14 protein-coding genes and 1 tRNA gene are annotated in these 16,676 nt (G+C 73.7%); 9 read left to right on the top strand and 6 right to left on the bottom strand.

The window, feature by feature from the left end; all coding sequences use genetic code 11:
• The first annotated feature begins 76 nt into the window (after window positions 1-76).
• Entirely contained in the window at window positions 77-1,315 is a 1,239-nt protein-coding gene (locus ACI79Y_RS12875) for a Cache 3/Cache 2 fusion domain-containing protein (protein ID WP_457158851.1), read from the top strand.
• Window positions 1,316-1,323: 8 nt separating this feature from the next.
• Here the strand turns inward: ACI79Y_RS12875 and hemW are convergent, their stop codons facing one another.
• Window positions 1,324-2,568 carry a radical SAM family heme chaperone HemW gene (gene hemW, locus ACI79Y_RS12870; RefSeq protein WP_457158850.1) on the bottom strand — a complete coding sequence of 415 codons (1,245 nt, stop codon included), beginning with the start codon at window positions 2,566-2,568 and terminating at the stop codon, window positions 1,324-1,326.
• A 49-nt stretch (window positions 2,569-2,617) separates the two neighbouring features.
• On the opposite strand from hemW, the gene ACI79Y_RS12865 reads away from it, so the two are divergent.
• Window positions 2,618-3,403 carry an enoyl-CoA hydratase-related protein gene (locus ACI79Y_RS12865; RefSeq protein WP_457158849.1) on the top strand — a complete coding sequence of 262 codons (786 nt, stop codon included), beginning with the start codon at window positions 2,618-2,620 and terminating at the stop codon, window positions 3,401-3,403.
• Window positions 3,404-3,527: 124 nt separating this feature from the next.
• On the opposite strand, the gene selB is transcribed toward ACI79Y_RS12865, so the two are convergent.
• The 3 genes from selB to ACI79Y_RS12850 form a co-directional block, all read right to left on the bottom strand.
• Window positions 3,528-5,273, bottom strand: a complete 1,746-nt coding sequence (gene selB, locus ACI79Y_RS12860; RefSeq protein WP_457158848.1) for a selenocysteine-specific translation elongation factor — start codon at window positions 5,271-5,273, stop codon at window positions 3,528-3,530.
• Entirely contained in the window at window positions 5,264-6,574 is a 1,311-nt protein-coding gene (gene selA / locus ACI79Y_RS12855) for an L-seryl-tRNA(Sec) selenium transferase (RefSeq protein ID WP_457158847.1), read from the bottom strand. The genes selB and selA overlap by 10 nt, the downstream gene beginning before the upstream one ends.
• Before the next feature lie 77 nt (window positions 6,575-6,651).
• Window positions 6,652-6,747: transfer RNA gene (locus ACI79Y_RS12850), tRNA-OTHER, on the bottom strand.
• A gap of 68 nt (window positions 6,748-6,815) precedes the next feature.
• Between ACI79Y_RS12850 and selD the strand changes: the two genes are divergently transcribed.
• The 6 genes from selD to ACI79Y_RS12820 all read left to right on the top strand — a co-directional run bounded on the left by selD (window position 6,816) and on the right by ACI79Y_RS12820 (window position 13,578).
• Window positions 6,816-7,817, top strand: a complete 1,002-nt coding sequence (gene selD, locus ACI79Y_RS12845) for a selenide, water dikinase SelD (RefSeq protein WP_457158846.1) — start codon at window positions 6,816-6,818, stop codon at window positions 7,815-7,817.
• Between the two features lie 170 nt (window positions 7,818-7,987).
• Window positions 7,988-8,968: a carbohydrate ABC transporter permease gene (locus tag ACI79Y_RS12840; protein ID WP_457158845.1), complete on the top strand. Its 981-nt coding sequence runs from the start codon at window positions 7,988-7,990 to the stop codon at window positions 8,966-8,968.
• Between the two features lie 98 nt (window positions 8,969-9,066).
• A complete protein-coding gene (locus tag ACI79Y_RS12835) occupies window positions 9,067-9,879 on the top strand; it encodes a carbohydrate ABC transporter permease (protein WP_457158844.1) in 813 nt (270 codons plus the stop codon).
• 152 nt (window positions 9,880-10,031) lie between these two features.
• Window positions 10,032-11,339, top strand: coding sequence for an ABC transporter substrate-binding protein (locus ACI79Y_RS12830; protein ID WP_457158843.1), 1,308 nt, complete (start codon window positions 10,032-10,034; stop codon window positions 11,337-11,339).
• 31 nt (window positions 11,340-11,370) lie between these two features.
• On the top strand, window positions 11,371-12,471 hold the full coding sequence (locus tag ACI79Y_RS12825) for an ABC transporter ATP-binding protein (RefSeq protein ID WP_457158842.1): 1,101 nt from the start codon (window positions 11,371-11,373) through the stop codon (window positions 12,469-12,471).
• A 141-nt stretch (window positions 12,472-12,612) separates the two neighbouring features.
• Window positions 12,613-13,578: a zinc-binding dehydrogenase gene (locus ACI79Y_RS12820; RefSeq protein ID WP_457158841.1), complete on the top strand. Its 966-nt coding sequence runs from the start codon at window positions 12,613-12,615 to the stop codon at window positions 13,576-13,578.
• Between the two features lie 7 nt (window positions 13,579-13,585).
• On the opposite strand, the gene ACI79Y_RS12815 is transcribed toward ACI79Y_RS12820, so the two are convergent.
• Window positions 13,586-14,242, bottom strand: coding sequence for an MOSC domain-containing protein (locus ACI79Y_RS12815; protein ID WP_457158840.1), 657 nt, complete (start codon window positions 14,240-14,242; stop codon window positions 13,586-13,588).
• On the bottom strand, window positions 14,239-16,083 hold the full coding sequence (gene lepA / locus ACI79Y_RS12810) for a translation elongation factor 4 (RefSeq protein ID WP_457158839.1): 1,845 nt from the start codon (window positions 16,081-16,083) through the stop codon (window positions 14,239-14,241). The genes ACI79Y_RS12815 and lepA overlap by 4 nt, the downstream gene beginning before the upstream one ends.
• 223 nt (window positions 16,084-16,306) lie before the next feature.
• On the opposite strand from lepA, the gene rpsT reads away from it, so the two are divergent.
• Window positions 16,307-16,567 carry a 30S ribosomal protein S20 gene (gene rpsT / locus ACI79Y_RS12805; RefSeq protein WP_153360672.1) on the top strand — a complete coding sequence of 87 codons (261 nt, stop codon included), beginning with the start codon at window positions 16,307-16,309 and terminating at the stop codon, window positions 16,565-16,567.
• Window positions 16,568-16,676 lie beyond the last annotated feature (109 nt).

Below are 16,676 nucleotides of genomic sequence, written 5' to 3'. Positions count from 1 at the left end.
GGCGCTGCCCACAGGCGCACCCGGTGCCCGCGACGTCCGGCCGGTGGCGCTCGGGCGCGCCGGAAGGAGCCTGTTCGTGCGCTGGTCCACTGCTGGGAGCACCCCGCCGACGACCACGACGGCCGAACCGCCGCCGGCACCGCCCGCCCGTCCCCGCCGGCGGGCCGAGCACGACGGCACACTGGAGACCGCGGCCAAGCAGGCCGGGGTGCTCTCCTCGGCCAGCCGGGAGGTCTCCGACACCTCGCGCGAGGCCGCGGAGTCGCTCACCGAGCTGCGGGCGGCGATCTCCGACATCTCCGCCAGCACCTCGCGCGCCTCGGCGGTGGCCGAGGAGGCCGTCCGCGACGCCCAGGCCGTCGACGAGCGGATCGCCGCGCTGCAGACGGCGAGCGAGTCGATCACCGAGATGGTCCGGCTGATCTCCGCGATCAGCCAGCAGAGCCGCTTCCTGGCGCTCAACGCCTTCGTCGAGGCCGCCCGCGCCGGCGAGGTCGGCCGCGGGTTCGCCGTCGTCGCCGACGAGGTCAAGCAGCTGGCCAGCCGCACCGCCCAGGCCGCGGAGGACATCGGCTCGCAGATCGAGGCGGTGCAGTCCGAGACCCGCCAGGCGGTCAGCGCGATCCAGCGGATCACCGGCACGCTCGGGTCCATCGCCGAGGCGCAGGACGCGATCAGCGCCGCGGTCGACCAGCAGCGCGCCGCCACCGACCGGGTGGTGGACAACGTCGACCGGGCCGCGAGCGGTTCGGCGCGGATCACCGACGCCGTGGCGCAGCTCGCCGACAGCCAGCGGCTGGCCTACGTCCGCCGGGCGCTGACCACCGCGCAGGACCTGCTCGACGACGCCGGCGGCGTGGCGCTGGGCGAGCAGGCGGTGAGCCTGACCGTGCGCAACCAGGCCACCGACGCCGCGCACGGCGCGACGCTCCCGGAGCTGCTGCTCGGCGGCGTGCCGGTGGACCGGGACGACGACCCGCGCCGCCCGGCGCGGCTGGTCGACGCGGTCGTCGCCGAGGTGGGCGGCAGCTGCACGCTCTTCCAGCGCCTCGACGCCGAGGGCAGCATGGTCCGGGCGGCCACGTCGGTGGTCACCCCGGCGGGGCGGCGCAACATCGGCACCTACATCCCCCGCACCAACCCCGATGGCAGCCCGAACCCGGTGCTCGCCGCGGTGCTCGCCGGGCAGACCTACACCGGGCCGGCCATGGTCGCCGGCCGGGAGTACTTCACCGCGTACACCGGCGTGCACTCCGCAGCCGGGGAGCTCATCGGCATGCTCTACGTCGGCCTGCCGCTGGACGAGATCGGCTAGTCGTACAGCTAGTCCGTCAGGTCGCGGACCACGGCGTCGGCGAGCAGCCGGCCCCGGTCGGTCAGCACCGCCAGCCCGGCGGCGTGCGCCGCCGGCTCCAGCAGCCCTCGCACCACGGACTCCGCGGCCCGCGCCCGGCCGGCGTCGCTGAGTGCGGTCAGCGGCAGCCCGTCGCGCAGCCGGAGCCCCAGCATCACCCGCTCGAGCGCCTGGTCGGCCGCGGTGAGCTGCTCGACGTCGGCCGCGGGGTGCACGCCCGTCGCGAGCCGGTCGGCGTAGGCCGCCGGGTGCTTGACGTTCCACCAGCGCAGTCCGCCGACGTGCGAGTGCGCCCCCGGCCCGATGCCCCACCAGTTCGCGTCGGCCCAGTAGAGCTCGTTGTGCCGGCAGCGGGCGGCGCGGTCGCGTGCCCAGTTCGACACCTCGTACCAGCCCAGCCCGGCCTGCCCGAACGCCCGGTCGGCCTGCTCGTAGCGGTCGGCCAGCACGTCGTCGTCCGGCATCGGCAGCTCGCCGCGGGCGACCCGGCGGGCCAGCCGGGTGCCCTGCTCGACGATCAGCGCGTAGGCGCTGACGTGGTCGACCGGCGCGGCCAGGACGGCGTCCAGCGAGGCCTGCCAGTCGGCGTCGGACTCCCCCGGTGCCCCGTAGATCAGGTCCAGGTTCACGTGCTCGAAGCCGGCGGCGCGCGCCTCGTGCGCGGCCTGCACCGCGCGGCCGGGGGTGTGCCGGCGGTCCAGCACCGCGAGCACGTGCTCGGCCGCGGACTGCATGCCCAGGCTGATCCGGGTGAAGCCGCCCGCCCGCAGCGTGGCCAGCGACTCCGGCGTGACCGACTCCGGGTTGGCCTCGGTGGTCACCTCGACGTCCGGCGCGACGGGGAACAGCTCACGGACGGCGTCCATCATCGCGACCAGGTCACCGGCCGGCAGGAGGGTGGGGGTGCCGCCGCCGACGAAGACCGTCTGCACCGCGGGCCGGTCCGGCCCCAGCACCTCGGCGGCCAGCCGCAGCTCGGCGATCGCGGTGGCCGCGTACTCGCTGCGGTTGGCGCCCGGGCCGAGCTCGTCGGAGGTGTAGGTGTTGAAGTCGCAGTAGCCGCAGCGGGTGGCGCAGAACGGCACGTGCACGTACAGGCCGAACGGGGTGGTGGCCAGGCCGGCCCGGGCGCTGTCGGGCAGCATCGCCGGGTCGGCCGGCAGCACCGGGTCGCTGGCGCGGGCACCGGTGAGCAGGGGCAGGCTGGTGGTCATCTGACTCCAGTGTGACCGCCGCGGGCGCTGTCCCGGCAGGATGCCGGGGGTGACCTCCGCGACCAACGACGACCGCGTGCTCACCGTCGACGTCTCCGCCGGGGTGGCCCGGCTGACCCTGGACTCCCCCGCCGACCGGAACGCGCTCTCCCGGGCCATGCGTGCTCAGCTCCGCGGCGCCCTGGACGACGCGCTGGCCGACGAGGCCGTCCGGGTGGTCGTGCTCGACCACACCGGCCGGGTCTTCTGCTCGGGGATGGACCTGCGGGAGGCCACCGGCGGGGCGAGCAGCGACCAGGGGGTGCGCGAGTTCCCCGAGCTGCTCACCCGGGTGTGGCACGCACCCAAGCCCGTGGTCGCCGTCGTCCGCGGCCCGGCCCGGGCCGGCGGGGTGGGGCTGGCCGCGGCCTGCGACGTCGTCGTCGCCGGGGCCTCGGCGACCTTCGCGTTCAGCGAGGTGCGGCTCGGGCTGGTGCCGGCGGTGATCTCGGCGGTGTGCCGCCCGCGGATGCAGCCGCACGCCGCGCACCGGCTGATGCTCACCGGCGAGGTGTTCGACGCGGCCACCGCGGCGTCCGCCGGGCTGGTCGACCTCGCGGTCGCCGACGACGAGGTCGATGCGACCGTCGCCACCCAGGTGACCGCGCTGGCGGCCGGGGCGCCGGCAGCGCTGACGGTGACCAAGCAGCTGCTGCGCGGCGGGCACGACCTCGCCGGGGCCTTCCCCGCCCTCGCGGAGCTCTCGGCCCGCGCCTTCGCATCGGACGAGGGCCGGGAGGGCGTCGCCGCCTTCCGGGAGAAGCGGCCGGCCCGCTGGGTGCCTGCCGCGGACTGATGCCCCCGGGGAGCTCGTGCTCTGCTCACCCCTGGTGAGCAGAGCACGAGCGTCGTCGGACCACCTCGCGCCGGGGCAGGCACCCTCGCTCAGCGCACGGCCACGCCGGCCACCGACCGGGCCGTCAGCGCAGCCGGCGGGTGTTGTCCGGCTGCCGCACGGTCACCCCGCGCGCGTCCAGCCACTCGGCCAGCGGGACGGCGACCCGGCGCGTGGTCTGCCACGCCTTGCGCGCGTCGCTGAGGGTGAACGGCTGCGGCAGCTCGGCCAGCCGCCGCCTCGCCTCCTCGGCCACGCCGGGCGCGAGGTAGATCCCCTCGGCGATCCGGACCAGCTGCTCGTCGCGCACCGCGGCCGCCAGCTCCCGCGGGCCGAGCCCGGCAGCTGCCAGGTCGGGCGCCTCGGGGGCGGCGAAGGGAGCGCCGGCCAGCCGGGCCCGCACCTCGTCGACCGCCCGCTGCACGTGCGCGGGCAGCCCCGCGGAGCCGGCGACGACGCGGCCATCGCGCAACGACAGCGGCGGGCGCACGACGGCGGGCACCAGCTCGGCGTCGGGCAGCTCGAGCGCCGACCGCAGGACCGCGGTCGGCGGCCCGGTCTCCAGCGGGCGCAGCTGCCGGTACCGGGCCACCACCTGCGGCACCCGGGCCGCCAGCTCGTCGGCCAGCCCCGGGGCGATCAGCCACGGGCCGACCTCGGTCGCCCCGGCGGGCACGGGCCAGCCCATCGCGACGAAGTCCGCCCGCCGCACGAACCGGCGTCGCTGCAGGTCGGCGAGCGCCCCGGCCTCCCCGGTCGGTTGCCCGGCCAGCTCGGCCCCGCGGGTTCGGGCCGCCCCGCGGCGGCGCAGCTCAGGCGGGTCGACGTCCCGCACGTCGGCGCCGAGCACCCGGCGGGCGCCGGGGTCGCGCAGCAGCAGCCGGTCCCCGATCCGCAGGGGCAGCTCGGCGCTCAGCCGCAGCCGCACCGCCGATCCGTCCAGCGGGCGCACCCGCGCGGCCACGGTGGCCGAGCCGATGTGCACCACCAGCTCCCCGGGCAGCCGGTCCTCGGGCGGAGCGGCCAGGGAGACGTCCACCTCGGTGGACCGGCGGAAGGCGCCCGGGGTGAGCAGCGCGTCGCCGCGGGCGATCTCCTCGACCGCGATCCCGCGCAGGTTCAGCGCGACCCGCGCGGTCGCCGACGCCGCCTCGACCGGCGCCCCGAGGGACTGCAGCCCGCGCACGGTCACCTCCCGGTCGCCCAGGGCGAACCGGTCCCCGGTGCCCACCGTGCCGGCAGCCAGGGTGCCGGTGACCACGGTCCCGGCGCCGCGGATGGTGAAGGCCCGGTCGACCCACAGCCGCACCGCCGCGGCGGGGTCGGGCGCCGGCAGGGCCGCCAGCACGCCGTCCAGGGCCGCGGTCAGCTCCGGCACGCCCTCGCCGGTGCGGGCGCTGACGGCCACCGCGGGCACCTGCCCCAGCGAGGTGTCGGCCAGGCGCTGCGCGGCGTCGGCGAGCACCGGGCCCGCGTCGGCGAGGTCGGCCTTGGTGACCGCGAGCAGACCGTGCCGCACGCCCAGCGCGTCCAGCACGGCCACGTGCTCGGCGGTCTGCGCCGACCAGCCGTCGTCCGCCGCGACCACGACCAGCGCGGCCGGCACCGAGCCGACGCCGGCGAGCATGTTGCCGACGAACCGCTCGTGGCCGGGCACGTCGACCACGGCCAGGCGGCGGCCGCCGGGCAGCGTGGTCCAGGCGAACCCCAGGTCGATGGTCAGCCCGCGCCGGCGCTCCTCCTCCCAGCGGTCGGGCTCCATGCCGGTCAGCGCCCGCACCAGCGTCGACTTGCCGTGGTCGACGTGGCCCGCGGTGGCGATCACGTCCACGCAGCCGCCACCTCCCGCACCATCGCGGCCAGCCGCTCGTCGTCGGCGGGGGCGAGGCTGCGCAGGTCCAGGTGGGTCCGGTCGCCGGCGGCGTAGCCGACCACCGGGGTGCTCGCGGCGCGCAGCGGCTCGGCGAACGCCAGCGGCACGGCCACCGCGGCGCTGGGCAGCTCGAACTCCGGGGCTCCTCCACCGCCGACCCGGGCGGTCGCGTCGACCGCCTCCGCCTCGATGCCGTGCGCCCGCAGCGTCGCGGCGACGGCGGTGGCGCGGGCCCGCAGGCCCGCGACGTCGGCGTCCAGCATCCGGCGCACCGGGGGCACCGGCCCGCGCAACGTCGCCTCCAGCGCGGCCAGGGTGGTCTTGTCGACCCGCAACGCGCGGTAGAGCGGGTGCCGGCGCAGTCGCTGCACCAGCTCCGCCCGGCCCAGCACGATCCCCGCCTGCGGCCCGCCGAGCAGCTTGTCGCCGCTGCACAGCGCCAGGTCGGCGCCGTCGGCGAGGGTGGTCTGCAGGTCGGGCTCGTCGGGCAGCAGCGGGTGCGGGCGGAGCAGCCCGCTGCCCACGTCGGCCACCAGCGGCACGCCGGTGCCGGCCAGCGCGGCGGACAGCTCGGTGACGTCGGCGGAGCGGGTGAAGCCGCGGACGACGAAGTTCGACGGGTGCACCTTCAGCACCGCACCGGTGTCCGGCCCCAGCGCGCCGGTGTAGTCGGCGACGGAGACCCGGTTCGTCGTCCCCACCTCGCGCAGCCGAGCGCCCGTGGCGGCCAGCAGCTCGGGGATGCGGAAACCGTCACCGATCTCCACCAGCTCGCCGCGGGCGATGACCAGCTCACCGCCGAGCGCGGTGGCGACCAGGGCGAGCGCGGCGGCGCAGTTGTTGACCACGAGCGCGGCCTCGGCGGCCGGGACGGCGGCCAGCAGCGCCCCGAGCGCGCCCTCCCCGCGCGGGCCGCGGCGGCCGGTGGCCAGGTCCAGCTCCACGTCGGTCGTGCCGCTGGCGGCGACCACGGCATCGACGGCGGCCGGTGACAGCGGCGCCCGGCCGAGGTTGGTGTGCACCAGCACGCCGGTGGCGTTGAGCACCGGGCGCAGGCTGCTCGCGCTGCCCGGCAGCCGCTCCAGCACGGCCCCGACGACGTCGTCCGGCGACAGCGCGCCCTCCCGCACCTGCTGCTGCGCGGTCTGCACCGCGGCCTTGACCAGGTCCCGGCCCAGCCGGGCGACGGCGGCGGCGACCTGCGGTTCGCCGAGGACCGTGTCCGTCCGGGGCACCTGACGGCGCGGGTCACCGCTCACGACCGCCACCCTAGGTGCTCGCCGCGCGGGGCCAACGACCGCGGAGCCGGCCCGGAGAGGCCGGCTCCGCGGCAGGCTGGCGGAGACGGACGGGAATCGAACCCGCCTGACCGAGATGCTCGGCCACGTCGGCTTTAGAGGCCGCGGGGGCCACCAGGCACCCTGACGTCTCCGCGGCCGACCCTACGCCCGAGCCCCGGCGTCACCGACCAGCCCGGAACGAGGGCATAGATTCGGCGTCATGACCGCCACTGCGACCCGGCTGACCCAGTACGCCCACGGCGGCGGGTGCGCGTGCAAGATCCCGCCCGGCGAGCTGGAGTCCGTCGTGGCCGGGCTGACCGCCACCGGCCCGGTCGACCCCGCCGCCCAGCTGGTCGTCGGGCTGGACGACGGCGACGACGCCGCCGTCGTGCGCATCCCGGGGGGCCAGGGGCTGGTGCTGACCACCGACTTCTTCACCCCGGTCGTCGACGACGCCTACGACTTCGGCCGGATCGCCGCGGCCAACGCCCTCTCCGACGTCTACGCCATGGGCGGCACCCCGGTCGTGGCGGTGAACCTGCTCGGCTGGCCGCGCGACGTGCTGCCCGCGGAGCTGGCCGCCGAGGTGCTGCGCGGCGGGCTGGAGATCGCCCACCAGGCCGGCTGCCACGTCGGGGGCGGGCACTCCATCGACGACCCGGAGCCCAAGTACGGCATGGCGGTCACCGGGCTGGTCGACGTCGACCGGATCATCACCAACTCCGGGGCGGTGGCCGGCACGCCGCTGTCGCTGACCAAGCCGCTGGGCGTCGGCGTGCTGAACAACCGGATGAAGGCCACCGGCGAGGTCTCCGCGGAGGCGCTCGCCTCCATGACCACGCTCAACGCCGAGGCCTCCCGCGCCGCCGTCGCCGCCGGGATCCGCGCCGGCACCGACGTGACCGGGTTCGGCCTGCTCGGCCACCTCTACAAGATGGCCCGGGCCAGCGGGGTGACCGCGGTGGTCGACGCCGCCGCCGTCCCGTACCTGACCGGGGCGCGCGAGGCGCTGGCCGCCGGCTACGTCTCCGGCGGCACCCGGCGCAACCTGGACTGGGTGCGCCCGCACACCGACCTGTCCGCGGTCAGCGAGGACGACGCGCTGCTGCTGGCCGACGCGCAGACCTCCGGTGGGCTGCTGCTCGGCGGCGAGGTGCTGGGCGCCCCGGTGATCGGTGAGTTCGTCGAGCAGCAGGAGTTCGCCGTCGTCGTCCGCTGAGCGCCCAGCAGCGCCGGACGAGGGCGGTCGGCCGAGCCCGGGCACCGCCGGGCCCGACGAGCGGGGACGCAGGTCGCCGAGACGCCGGACCGGCGTGTTCACCCGACGGCGTGTCCGACGGACACGCCCGATCACCTGCCGTTCACCCCAGCAAGTCAAGGTCGGCGACCGTGAGTGCCCAGCCGATCACCGCTGCGTCCGACACTCCGCGCCCATCGGCTCCGCTGGCCGCCCCTCGCGACCTGCCTACGCCCTCGCTCAAGGCCGGCCCCCCGGGCAACCGTCGGCGCGACGTGCTCATCGCAGCCGCCTTCCTGCTGCCCAACCTCGTCCTGCTGGCGATCTTCACCTACCGCCCGCTGCTGGACAACGTCCGGCTGTCGTTCACCGACTGGAACATCTCCGCACCGACCGCCTCGTTCATCGGCCTGGACAACTACGTCGAGTGGTTCACCAGCCAGGCCAGCCGGCAGGTGCTGTGGAACACCGTCGTCTTCACCGGGGCGGCGGTGATCGGTTCGATGGTCATCGGCCTGGCGCTGGCCCTGCTGCTGGACCAGAAGCTCTTCGGTCGCAACGCGGTGCGCTCGCTGGTCTTCGCGCCCTTCGTACTCGCCGGGGCAGCGGTCGGCGTCGCGTTCCAGTTCGTGTTCGACCCGACGTTCGGCCTGGTGCAGGACCTGCTCGGCCGGGTCGGCGTGGACGCCCCGGCGTTCTACCAGGACCCGGGATGGGCGTTGTTCATGGTGACCGCCACCTACATCTGGAAGAACCTGGGTTACACCTTCGTCATCTACCTGGCAGCCCTGCAGGGCAGGCAGGCAGAGCTCGACGAGGCCGCCGAGATCGACGCGGCCTCGACCTGGCGCAGGTTCCGGCACGTCACGTGGCCGCAGCTGCGCCCGGCGACGTTCTTCCTGCTCATCACCGTGCTGCTCAACAGCTTCCAGGTCTTCGACGTGATCGACACGATGACCCGCGGTGGCCCGCTCGGCAACGGCACGACGACGATGGTCTATCAGGTCTACCAGGAGACCTTCGTGCACCAGCGGGCCGGTTTCGGCGCCACGGTGGCGACCATCATGTTCCTGGTCCTGCTGGTCGTCACCCTCGTCCAGGTCCGCGTCATGGAGCGGGGGCGGGAGTCGTGAGCACGCCGGCGCCCTCCGGGCAGACGGACGCGACGCCGCAGGCGCGGACGGGTCCTGCGGCGCACGGGCAGTCAGCGCCGCACGAGGAGTCCGGGCCGTTGGGCCGCATCGGCGGTTACCTGGGGCTGCTGCTGATCGTCCTGGTCGTCGCCCTGCCGCTGTACTGGATCCTGCTCTCGTCGCTGAAGGAGCGGCCGGACATCTACACCGTGCCGGTCACGTGGGTGCCTGACCCGTTCACGACGGCGAACTACTCGCGGGTCGGCACCGGCGTCGCGTTCACCGACTACCTGCGCAACTCGATCCTGATCACCACGGTGCTCACGGTCGTGGAGGTCACCCTCGGGGTGCTCTCGGCGTTCGCGCTTGCCTTCCTGCGGTTCCCGGGCCGCAGTCTGGTGCTGCTGTTCGTGATCGCCAGCCTGATGGTCCCCAACCAGGTGACCGTGATCAGCAACTACGCCCTGGTCGCCCAGCTCGGGTGGCGGAACACCTTCGCCGGGATCATCGTCCCGCTGGCCGGCGTCGCCTTCGGCACGTTCCTGCTGCGCAACCACTTCCTGTCGCTGCCGAAGGAGATCATCGAGGCGGCGGAGATGGACGCGGCCGGGCCGCTCAAGATGCTGTGGCGGGTCGTCCTGCCGATGTCCTGGCCCACCCTGATCGCCTTCGTGCTCATCACGGTCGTCACCGAGTGGAACCAGTACCTCTGGCCGCTGCTGATGGCGGACGACTCCTCCACCGCGCCTCTGCCGGTCGGGCTGGCCCAGCTGCAGGACACTGCGGGCCTCACCAACTGGGGCCCCGTCATGGCCGGGACGGTGCTCACCATGCTGCCCATCCTGATCGTGTTCCTGCTGCTCCAGCGGCACATGATCAAGGGCCTGACCGCGGGCGCGGTCAAGGGGTGATCCGGCGGCTCGGACGCCGGTCCGTGCCGCGGCCCCGCTCCCCTCCCTCACCACCCACGTCGCCGACCCGGGCAGCCGGTTCGTCCTGCGCACCGGTGCGCGCCCTTCACGCCCCACCGCACGAATCCCACCACCACGAATGGAGATCCCCCATGAGGTCCCTGGACCGCCGTAACTTCCTGCTGACCGGTGCCACGGTCGGCGTCCTCGCGCTGTCCGCCTGCGCCGGAACCGCCACCGGAGGGACCGGGGGGTCCGGGGGGTCCGGCGACGGTGGAGCGGTCGAGACGCTGACCATGTGGTCCAACCACCCGGGTGAGTCCAAGCCCGTCGAGACCGAGCTGCTCGACGCCTTCACGGCCGAGACCGGGATCGAGGTCAACCTGGTCACCGCGGGGAAGTCCTACGAGGAAGCCGCCCAGCGGTTCAACGCCGCGCTGTCCGGCGGGGACCTGCCCGACGTCGTCATCGCCTCCGACGTCACCTGGTTCAACTTCGCGCTCAACGACGCCATCACCCCGATGGACGACCTGTGGGAGACCGTCGGCGTGGACACCGCCGGGTACGTCGACTCCCTCCGGGAGGACTACGAGTACGACGGCGCCCACTACGCCCTGCCCTACGCCCGGTCGACGCCGCTCTTCTACTACAACAAGGAGATGTGGGCGGCTGCCGGCCTGCCCGACCGCGGCCCGGAGACCTGGGCGGAGTTCGCCGAGTGGGCACCGCGGCTGGCCGCCGCCAACCCGGGGATCGCCCCCATGGTGCTGCCCGACGGCAGCAACTACCTCGACTGGTACTTCCAGGGCATGATCTGGACCTTCGGCGGGGCGTACTCCGACGAGTGGGAGCCGACGTTCACCTCCCCGGAGTCACTGGAGGCCGGTCGCTTCCTGCAGGACCAGTACCGCCAGGACCACATCGCCGTCTCCAACGACGCGAACAACCAGTTCGGTGCTGCCCAGGCTGCCTCGCTGCTGCAGTCCACCGGGTCCCTGGGCGGGCTCAGCGAGACCGCCCAGTTCGAGTTCGGCACGGCCTTCCTGCCCGGCCCGCGTCCCGGCACGCCGACCGGTGGAGCCGGGCTGGCGATCCCTGCGGGCATCTCCGATGAGCGCAAGGAGGCGGCCATGGAGCTCATCGCCTTCCTCACCAACACCGACAACACGGTGACCTTCAGCCAGGCCACCGGGTACATGCCGGTCCGCAAGGACGCCATCGACGCCCCGGAGATGGCCGCCTACCTGGAGGAGAACCCGAACGCGCGGACCGCGCTGGAGCAGCTCGAGGTCACCGCGCCGCAGGACTACGTCCGGGTGTTCCTGCCCGGTGGTGGCGCCCGGATCGGCGCCGGCCTCGACCGCATCACCATCGGCGGTGAGGACGTGGAGACCGTCTTCGGTCAGCTGGCCGAGGAGAGCCAGCAGGTCTACGAGCGGGACATCGAGCCGAAGCTGTGACGTCCCGGCCAGCAGCAGGAGGGAGCCGGCCGTGGCGTCGGTGACGTTCGAGGAGGTCACACGCTCCTTCGCCCGGGGTGAGCGGCCGGCAGTGGACCGCTTGGACCTGGACGTCCACGATGGCGAGTTCCTCGTCGTCGTGGGTCCGTCCGGGTGCGGGAAGTCCACGAGCCTGCGGATGCTCGCCGGCCTGGAGCCGGTGACCTCGGGACGGGTGCTCATCGACGGTGTCGACGTCACCGGCAGCCGGGCCCGTGACCGGGACGTCGCGATGGTGTTCCAGAGCTACGCGCTGTACCCGAACATGACTGCCGGGGAGAACATGGCGTTCGCCCTGAGGAACCTCGGTGTCAGCAAGGCGGACATCAGCCGGCGGGTGGCCGAGGCCGCCCGGGTGCTCCAGCTGGAGGACCTGCTGGACCGCAGGCCCGCCAAGATGTCCGGCGGGCAGCGGCAGCGGGTCGCGATGGGGCGGGCGATCGTCCGGGACCCGAAGGTGTTCTGCATGGACGAACCGCTGTCCAACCTGGACGCGAAACTGCGGGTGTCCACTCGGGCGGAGATCGCGAACCTGCAGAAGCGGCTGGGCACCACGACCGTCTACGTCACCCATGACCAGACCGAGGCGATGACGATGGGCGACCGCGTCGTCGTTCTCCGGGACGGGCAACTGCAGCAGGTGGGCACTCCGACCGAGCTCTACGAGCGGCCGGTCAACGCCTTCGTCGCCGGGTTCATCGGCTCGCCGTCCATCAACCTGGTGGACGGCGTGCCGGTGCGCGACGGCCGGGCCGAGGTCACCCCGTGGCTGCAGATCCCGGTTCCCGGTGGCAGGACGGGGCACGAGCGGGTCACGATCGGCATCCGTCCGGAGGGGGCCGACGCCATCGGGGGTGACGTGACCGGGTCAGGGGACCGACTGGCCGCCCGGGTCACCCGGATCGAGCGCCTCGGCTCGGAGACGCTGGCCTTCCTCGACCCGCTGGGCCTCAACGACGGCGTGGCCCCGCGGAGCGAGCTGATCGTCCGGCTGGACAAGCGCCAGGTCGTCCAGGAGGGCATCGAGCTGGTCCTGCGGGTCCACCTGGGCGAGGTCCTGCTGTTCGATCCGGACGGGCACGCCATCCGCTGACACCCGGTCGCCCGACCGTCCGGGCACCGTTCGCACCCGGCTGCCTGGCGCGCCACCGCGGCCCGCCAGGCAGCCGGGGAACCGGGAACGGTCGCGACCACGGCGTCGCGGATGGGGGAGGTGGTCGGTTAGCGTCCGGGCATGCTGGCTGCCTTCGTCTCCACGCCCGCCCCGGACGATCCGCTCTCGGTGCTGGAGGTCGGCGACCGGCCCGAGCCGGAGGTTCCGGAGGGCTGGACGACGGTGACGGTCAAGGCCGCCTCGCTCAACCACCACGACCTGTTCAGCCTGCGCGGTGTCGGGCTGCCGGCCGAGCGGATGCCGATGGTCCTCGGCTGCGACGCCGCCGGGCTGGACGAGGACGGCAACGAGGTCGTCGTGCACGCGGTCGTCTCCTCCCCCGGCTGGACCGGCGACGAGACGATGGACCCGAAGCGCTCACTGCTGTCCGAGCGGTACCAGGGCACGCTCGCCGAGCGGGTGGCGGTACCGCGGCGCAACGTCGTCCCCAAGCCGGCCGAGCTGTCCTTCGCCGAGGCCGCCTGCCTGCCCACCGCCTGGCTGACCGCCTACCGGATGCTCTTCGTCCGCTCCGGCCTGCGGCCAGGTCAGACCGTGCTCGTGCAGGGCGCCAGCGGCGGGGTGGCCACGGCGCTGGTCCGGCTGGGCTCCGCCGCCGGCTACCGGATGTGGGTGACCGGCCGCAGCGAGCAGAAGCGCACCGCGGCGCTGGCGCTCGGCGCCGACCAGGCGTTCGAGTCCGGCGCGCGGCTGCCCGAGCGGGTGGACGGCGTGATGGAGACCGTCGGCGAGGCCACCTGGAGCCACAGCGTCAGGTCGCTCAAGCCCGGCGGCGTCGTCGTCACCTGCGGGGCGACCACCGGCTTCAACCCGGGCGCCGAGCTCAACCGGGTGTTCTTCACCCAGCTGTCGGTGATCGGCTCCACGATGGGCACCCGCGAGGAGCTCGACGACCTGATCGAGATGTGCCGGGTCACCGGGGTGCGCCCGCAGATCGACGTGGAGCTGCCGCTGTCCGAGGCCCGCGAGGGCTTCGCGCGGATGCTGGAGGGGCGCACCAACGGGAAGATCGTCTTCACCGTCTGAGCGGTGCTCAGGCCCGGGCGGCCAGCCGCTTCTCGATCTGGGCGGCCAGCTTGGGCTGGGCGCGTACCGGCAGGTACGGCAGTGCCGGGGCGAGCTCGGGCAACCGCGACTTCTCGAACGTCGCGATGCGGAACGCCTGGCCCACGGTGATGCCGTGGTCGGGGCGGTCGCGCACCTCGACCACGTCCCCGGCGCCGACGTCACCGGTCTCCAGCACCCGCAGGTAGGCGCCGGTCGCACCGCGGGCGGCGAACCGCGTGACCAGGTCGGGCACGCCCCAGAAGCGTGCGAAGTTCGCGCACGGGGTGCGCCAGGCGGTCACCTCGAACAGCGCCGTCCCGACCTGCCAGCGCTCGCCGATCAGCGCGGCGGTCAGGTCCAGGCCGGACGTGCGGAGGTTCTCCCCGAACCGGCCGGGCGGCAGGTCGCGGTCCAGTTCGGCGGCCCACCAGTCGGCGTCGGCCTGGTCGTAGGCGTAGACCGCCTGGCCCTCGCCGCCGTGGTGCTTCTTGTTGACCTGCACGTCGCCGTCCAGGCCGAGCTGCCCGACGGCGACCCGGCCGGTGACCGGACGTTTGTCGATGCCCGACCGGTTGGGGCGCTTGTCCGGCAGCGGCAGCAGGTCCGCGCCCGAGACACAGACGGCGAGGACCTGGCCGGTCACTTCTTCGCGGTGGTGGGCTCGGCGGTGGACAGCGCGGCGACGAAGGCCTCCTGCGGGACCTCGACGCGGCCGACCATCTTCATCCGCTTCTTGCCCTCCTTCTGCTTCTCCAGCAGCTTCCGCTTGCGGGTGATGTCACCGCCGTAGCACTTGGCGAGGACGTCCTTGCGGATGGCGCGGACCGTCTCCCGGGCGATGACCCGGGAACCGACGGCGGCCTGGATGGGCACCTCGAACTGCTGGCGCGGGATGAGCTCGCGCAGCTTGCCGGCCATCAGCACGCCGTAGCTGTAGGCCTTGTCGGCGTGCACGATCGCGGAGAAGGCGTCGACGGCCTCGCCCTGCAGCAGGATGTCGACCTTCACCAGCTTGGACTCCTGCTCACCGGCCTCGGCGTAGTCCAGCGAGGCGTAGCCGCGGGTGCGGGACTTCAGCGCGTCGAAGAAGTCGAAGATGATCTCGCCCAGGGGCAGCGTGTAGCGCAGTTCGACCCGGGTCTCGGAGAGGTAGTCCATGCCGGTCAGCGACCCGCGCCGGCTCTGGCACAGCTCCATGATCGCCCCGGTGTAGTCACTGGGGGCGATGATCGTGGCGTTCACGATCGGCTCGTACACCTTGTCGATCTTGCCGCTGGGCCAGTCGCTGGGGTTGGTGACGACGACCTCCGAGCGGTCCTCCATCACCACCCGGTAGACGACGTTGGGCGCGGTGGAGATCAGGCTGATCCCGGCCTCGCGCTCCAGCCGCTCGCGGACGATCTCCAGGTGCAGCAGGCCGAGGAACCCGACCCGGAACCCGAAGCCCAGCGCCGCGGAGGTCTCCGGCTCGTAGACCAGCGCCGCGTCGTTGAGCAGCAGCTTGTCCAGAGACTCGCGCAGCAGCTGGTACTCGCTGCCGTCGATCGGGTACAGGCCGGAGTACACCATCGGCTTGGGGTCGCTGTAGCCGCCGATCGGCTCGGGTGCCGGCTTGTGCTGCAGCGTCACGGTGTCACCGACCCGGGACTGCCGGACGTCCTTCACCCCGGTGATGAAGTAGCCGACCTCGCCCACGCCGAGGCCCTCGACCGGCTTGGGCTCCGGGGAGATGACGCCGATCTCCAGCAGCTCGTGGGCGGCGCCGGTGGACATCATCTTGATCCGGTCACGGCCGCTGATCCGGCCGTCGACGACGCGGACGTAGGTGATGACGCCGCGGTAGATGTCGTAGACCGAGTCGAAGATCATCGCGCGGGCCGGGGCGTCGGCGTCGCCGACCGGCGGCGGGATCTTCTCCACGATCGCGTCGAGCAGCTCGGCGACGCCCTCGCCGGTCTTGCCGCTGACCCGCAGCACGTCGTCGGGGTCGCACCCGATGATGTGGGCGATCTCGGCGGCGTACTTCTCCGGCTGGGCGGCCGGCAGGTCGATCTTGTTGAGCACCGGGATGATCGTGAGGTCGTTCTCCAGCGCCAGGTACAGGTTCGCCAGCGTCTGGGCCTCGATCCCCTGCGCGGCGTCGACCAGCAGCACGGCCCCCTCGCACGCGGCCAGCGACCGGGACACCTCGTAGGTGAAGTCGACGTGTCCGGGGGTGTCGATCATGTCCAGCACGTACTCGTCGCCGGCGGCCGCACCGGTGCGCGGGGCCCACGGCAGGCGCACGTTCTGCGCCTTGATGGTGATGCCGCGTTCGCGCTCGATGTCCATCCGGTCGAGGTACTGGGCGCGCATCTGCCGCGCCTCGATGATCCCGGTCACCTCGAGCATCCGGTCGGCCAACGTCGACTTGCCGTGGTCGATGTGGGCGATGATGCAGAAGTTCCGGATCCGGGCGGGATCGGTGGAGGCAGGAGTCGTCACAGTGCTGCCCATCGTCCCATGACTCGGCCGAGGACGGCGATCGCCCGGCGGGGCGTCGTCCCCGACGGTGGTGCTGAGCGGTGCGCCGGGTGGGCGACCGGTCCGCCGTAGGGCTCGGTGCGGGTGAGCTGGTATCTTGTGAGGCCGGTCCGCAGTGCGCTGTGCTGCGCCGCGGACGCACTGTCAGAAGTACACCTCCCTGCGAGACATCCGAGGCTCACGCGTGGCGAACATCAAGTCCCAGATCAAGCGGATCAAGACCAACGAGATCGCGCGTCAGCGCAACGTCGCGGTCAAGTCCGCCCTGAAGACGCAGGTGCGTCGCTTCCGCGCGGCCGCCGACGCCGGGGACAAGGAAGCGGCGACCACCGCGCTCCAGACCGCCAGCAAGGCGCTGGACAAGGCCGCGAGCAAGGGCATCATCCACAAGAACCAGGCCGCCAACCGCAAGTCGGCGCTGGCCAAGAAGGTCGCCTCTCTCTGATCCACCGCAGCGGCGCCGCGGGCCGCTGGGGGGGGGGGGGGGGGGGGGGGGGGGGGGGGGGGGGGGGGGGGGGGGGGGGGGGGGGGGGGGGGGGGGGGGGGGGGGCCGG

This window comes from Modestobacter sp. SYSU DS0875, assembly GCF_054050915.1.
This window is presented reverse-complemented; position numbering and strand designations above follow the sequence as displayed.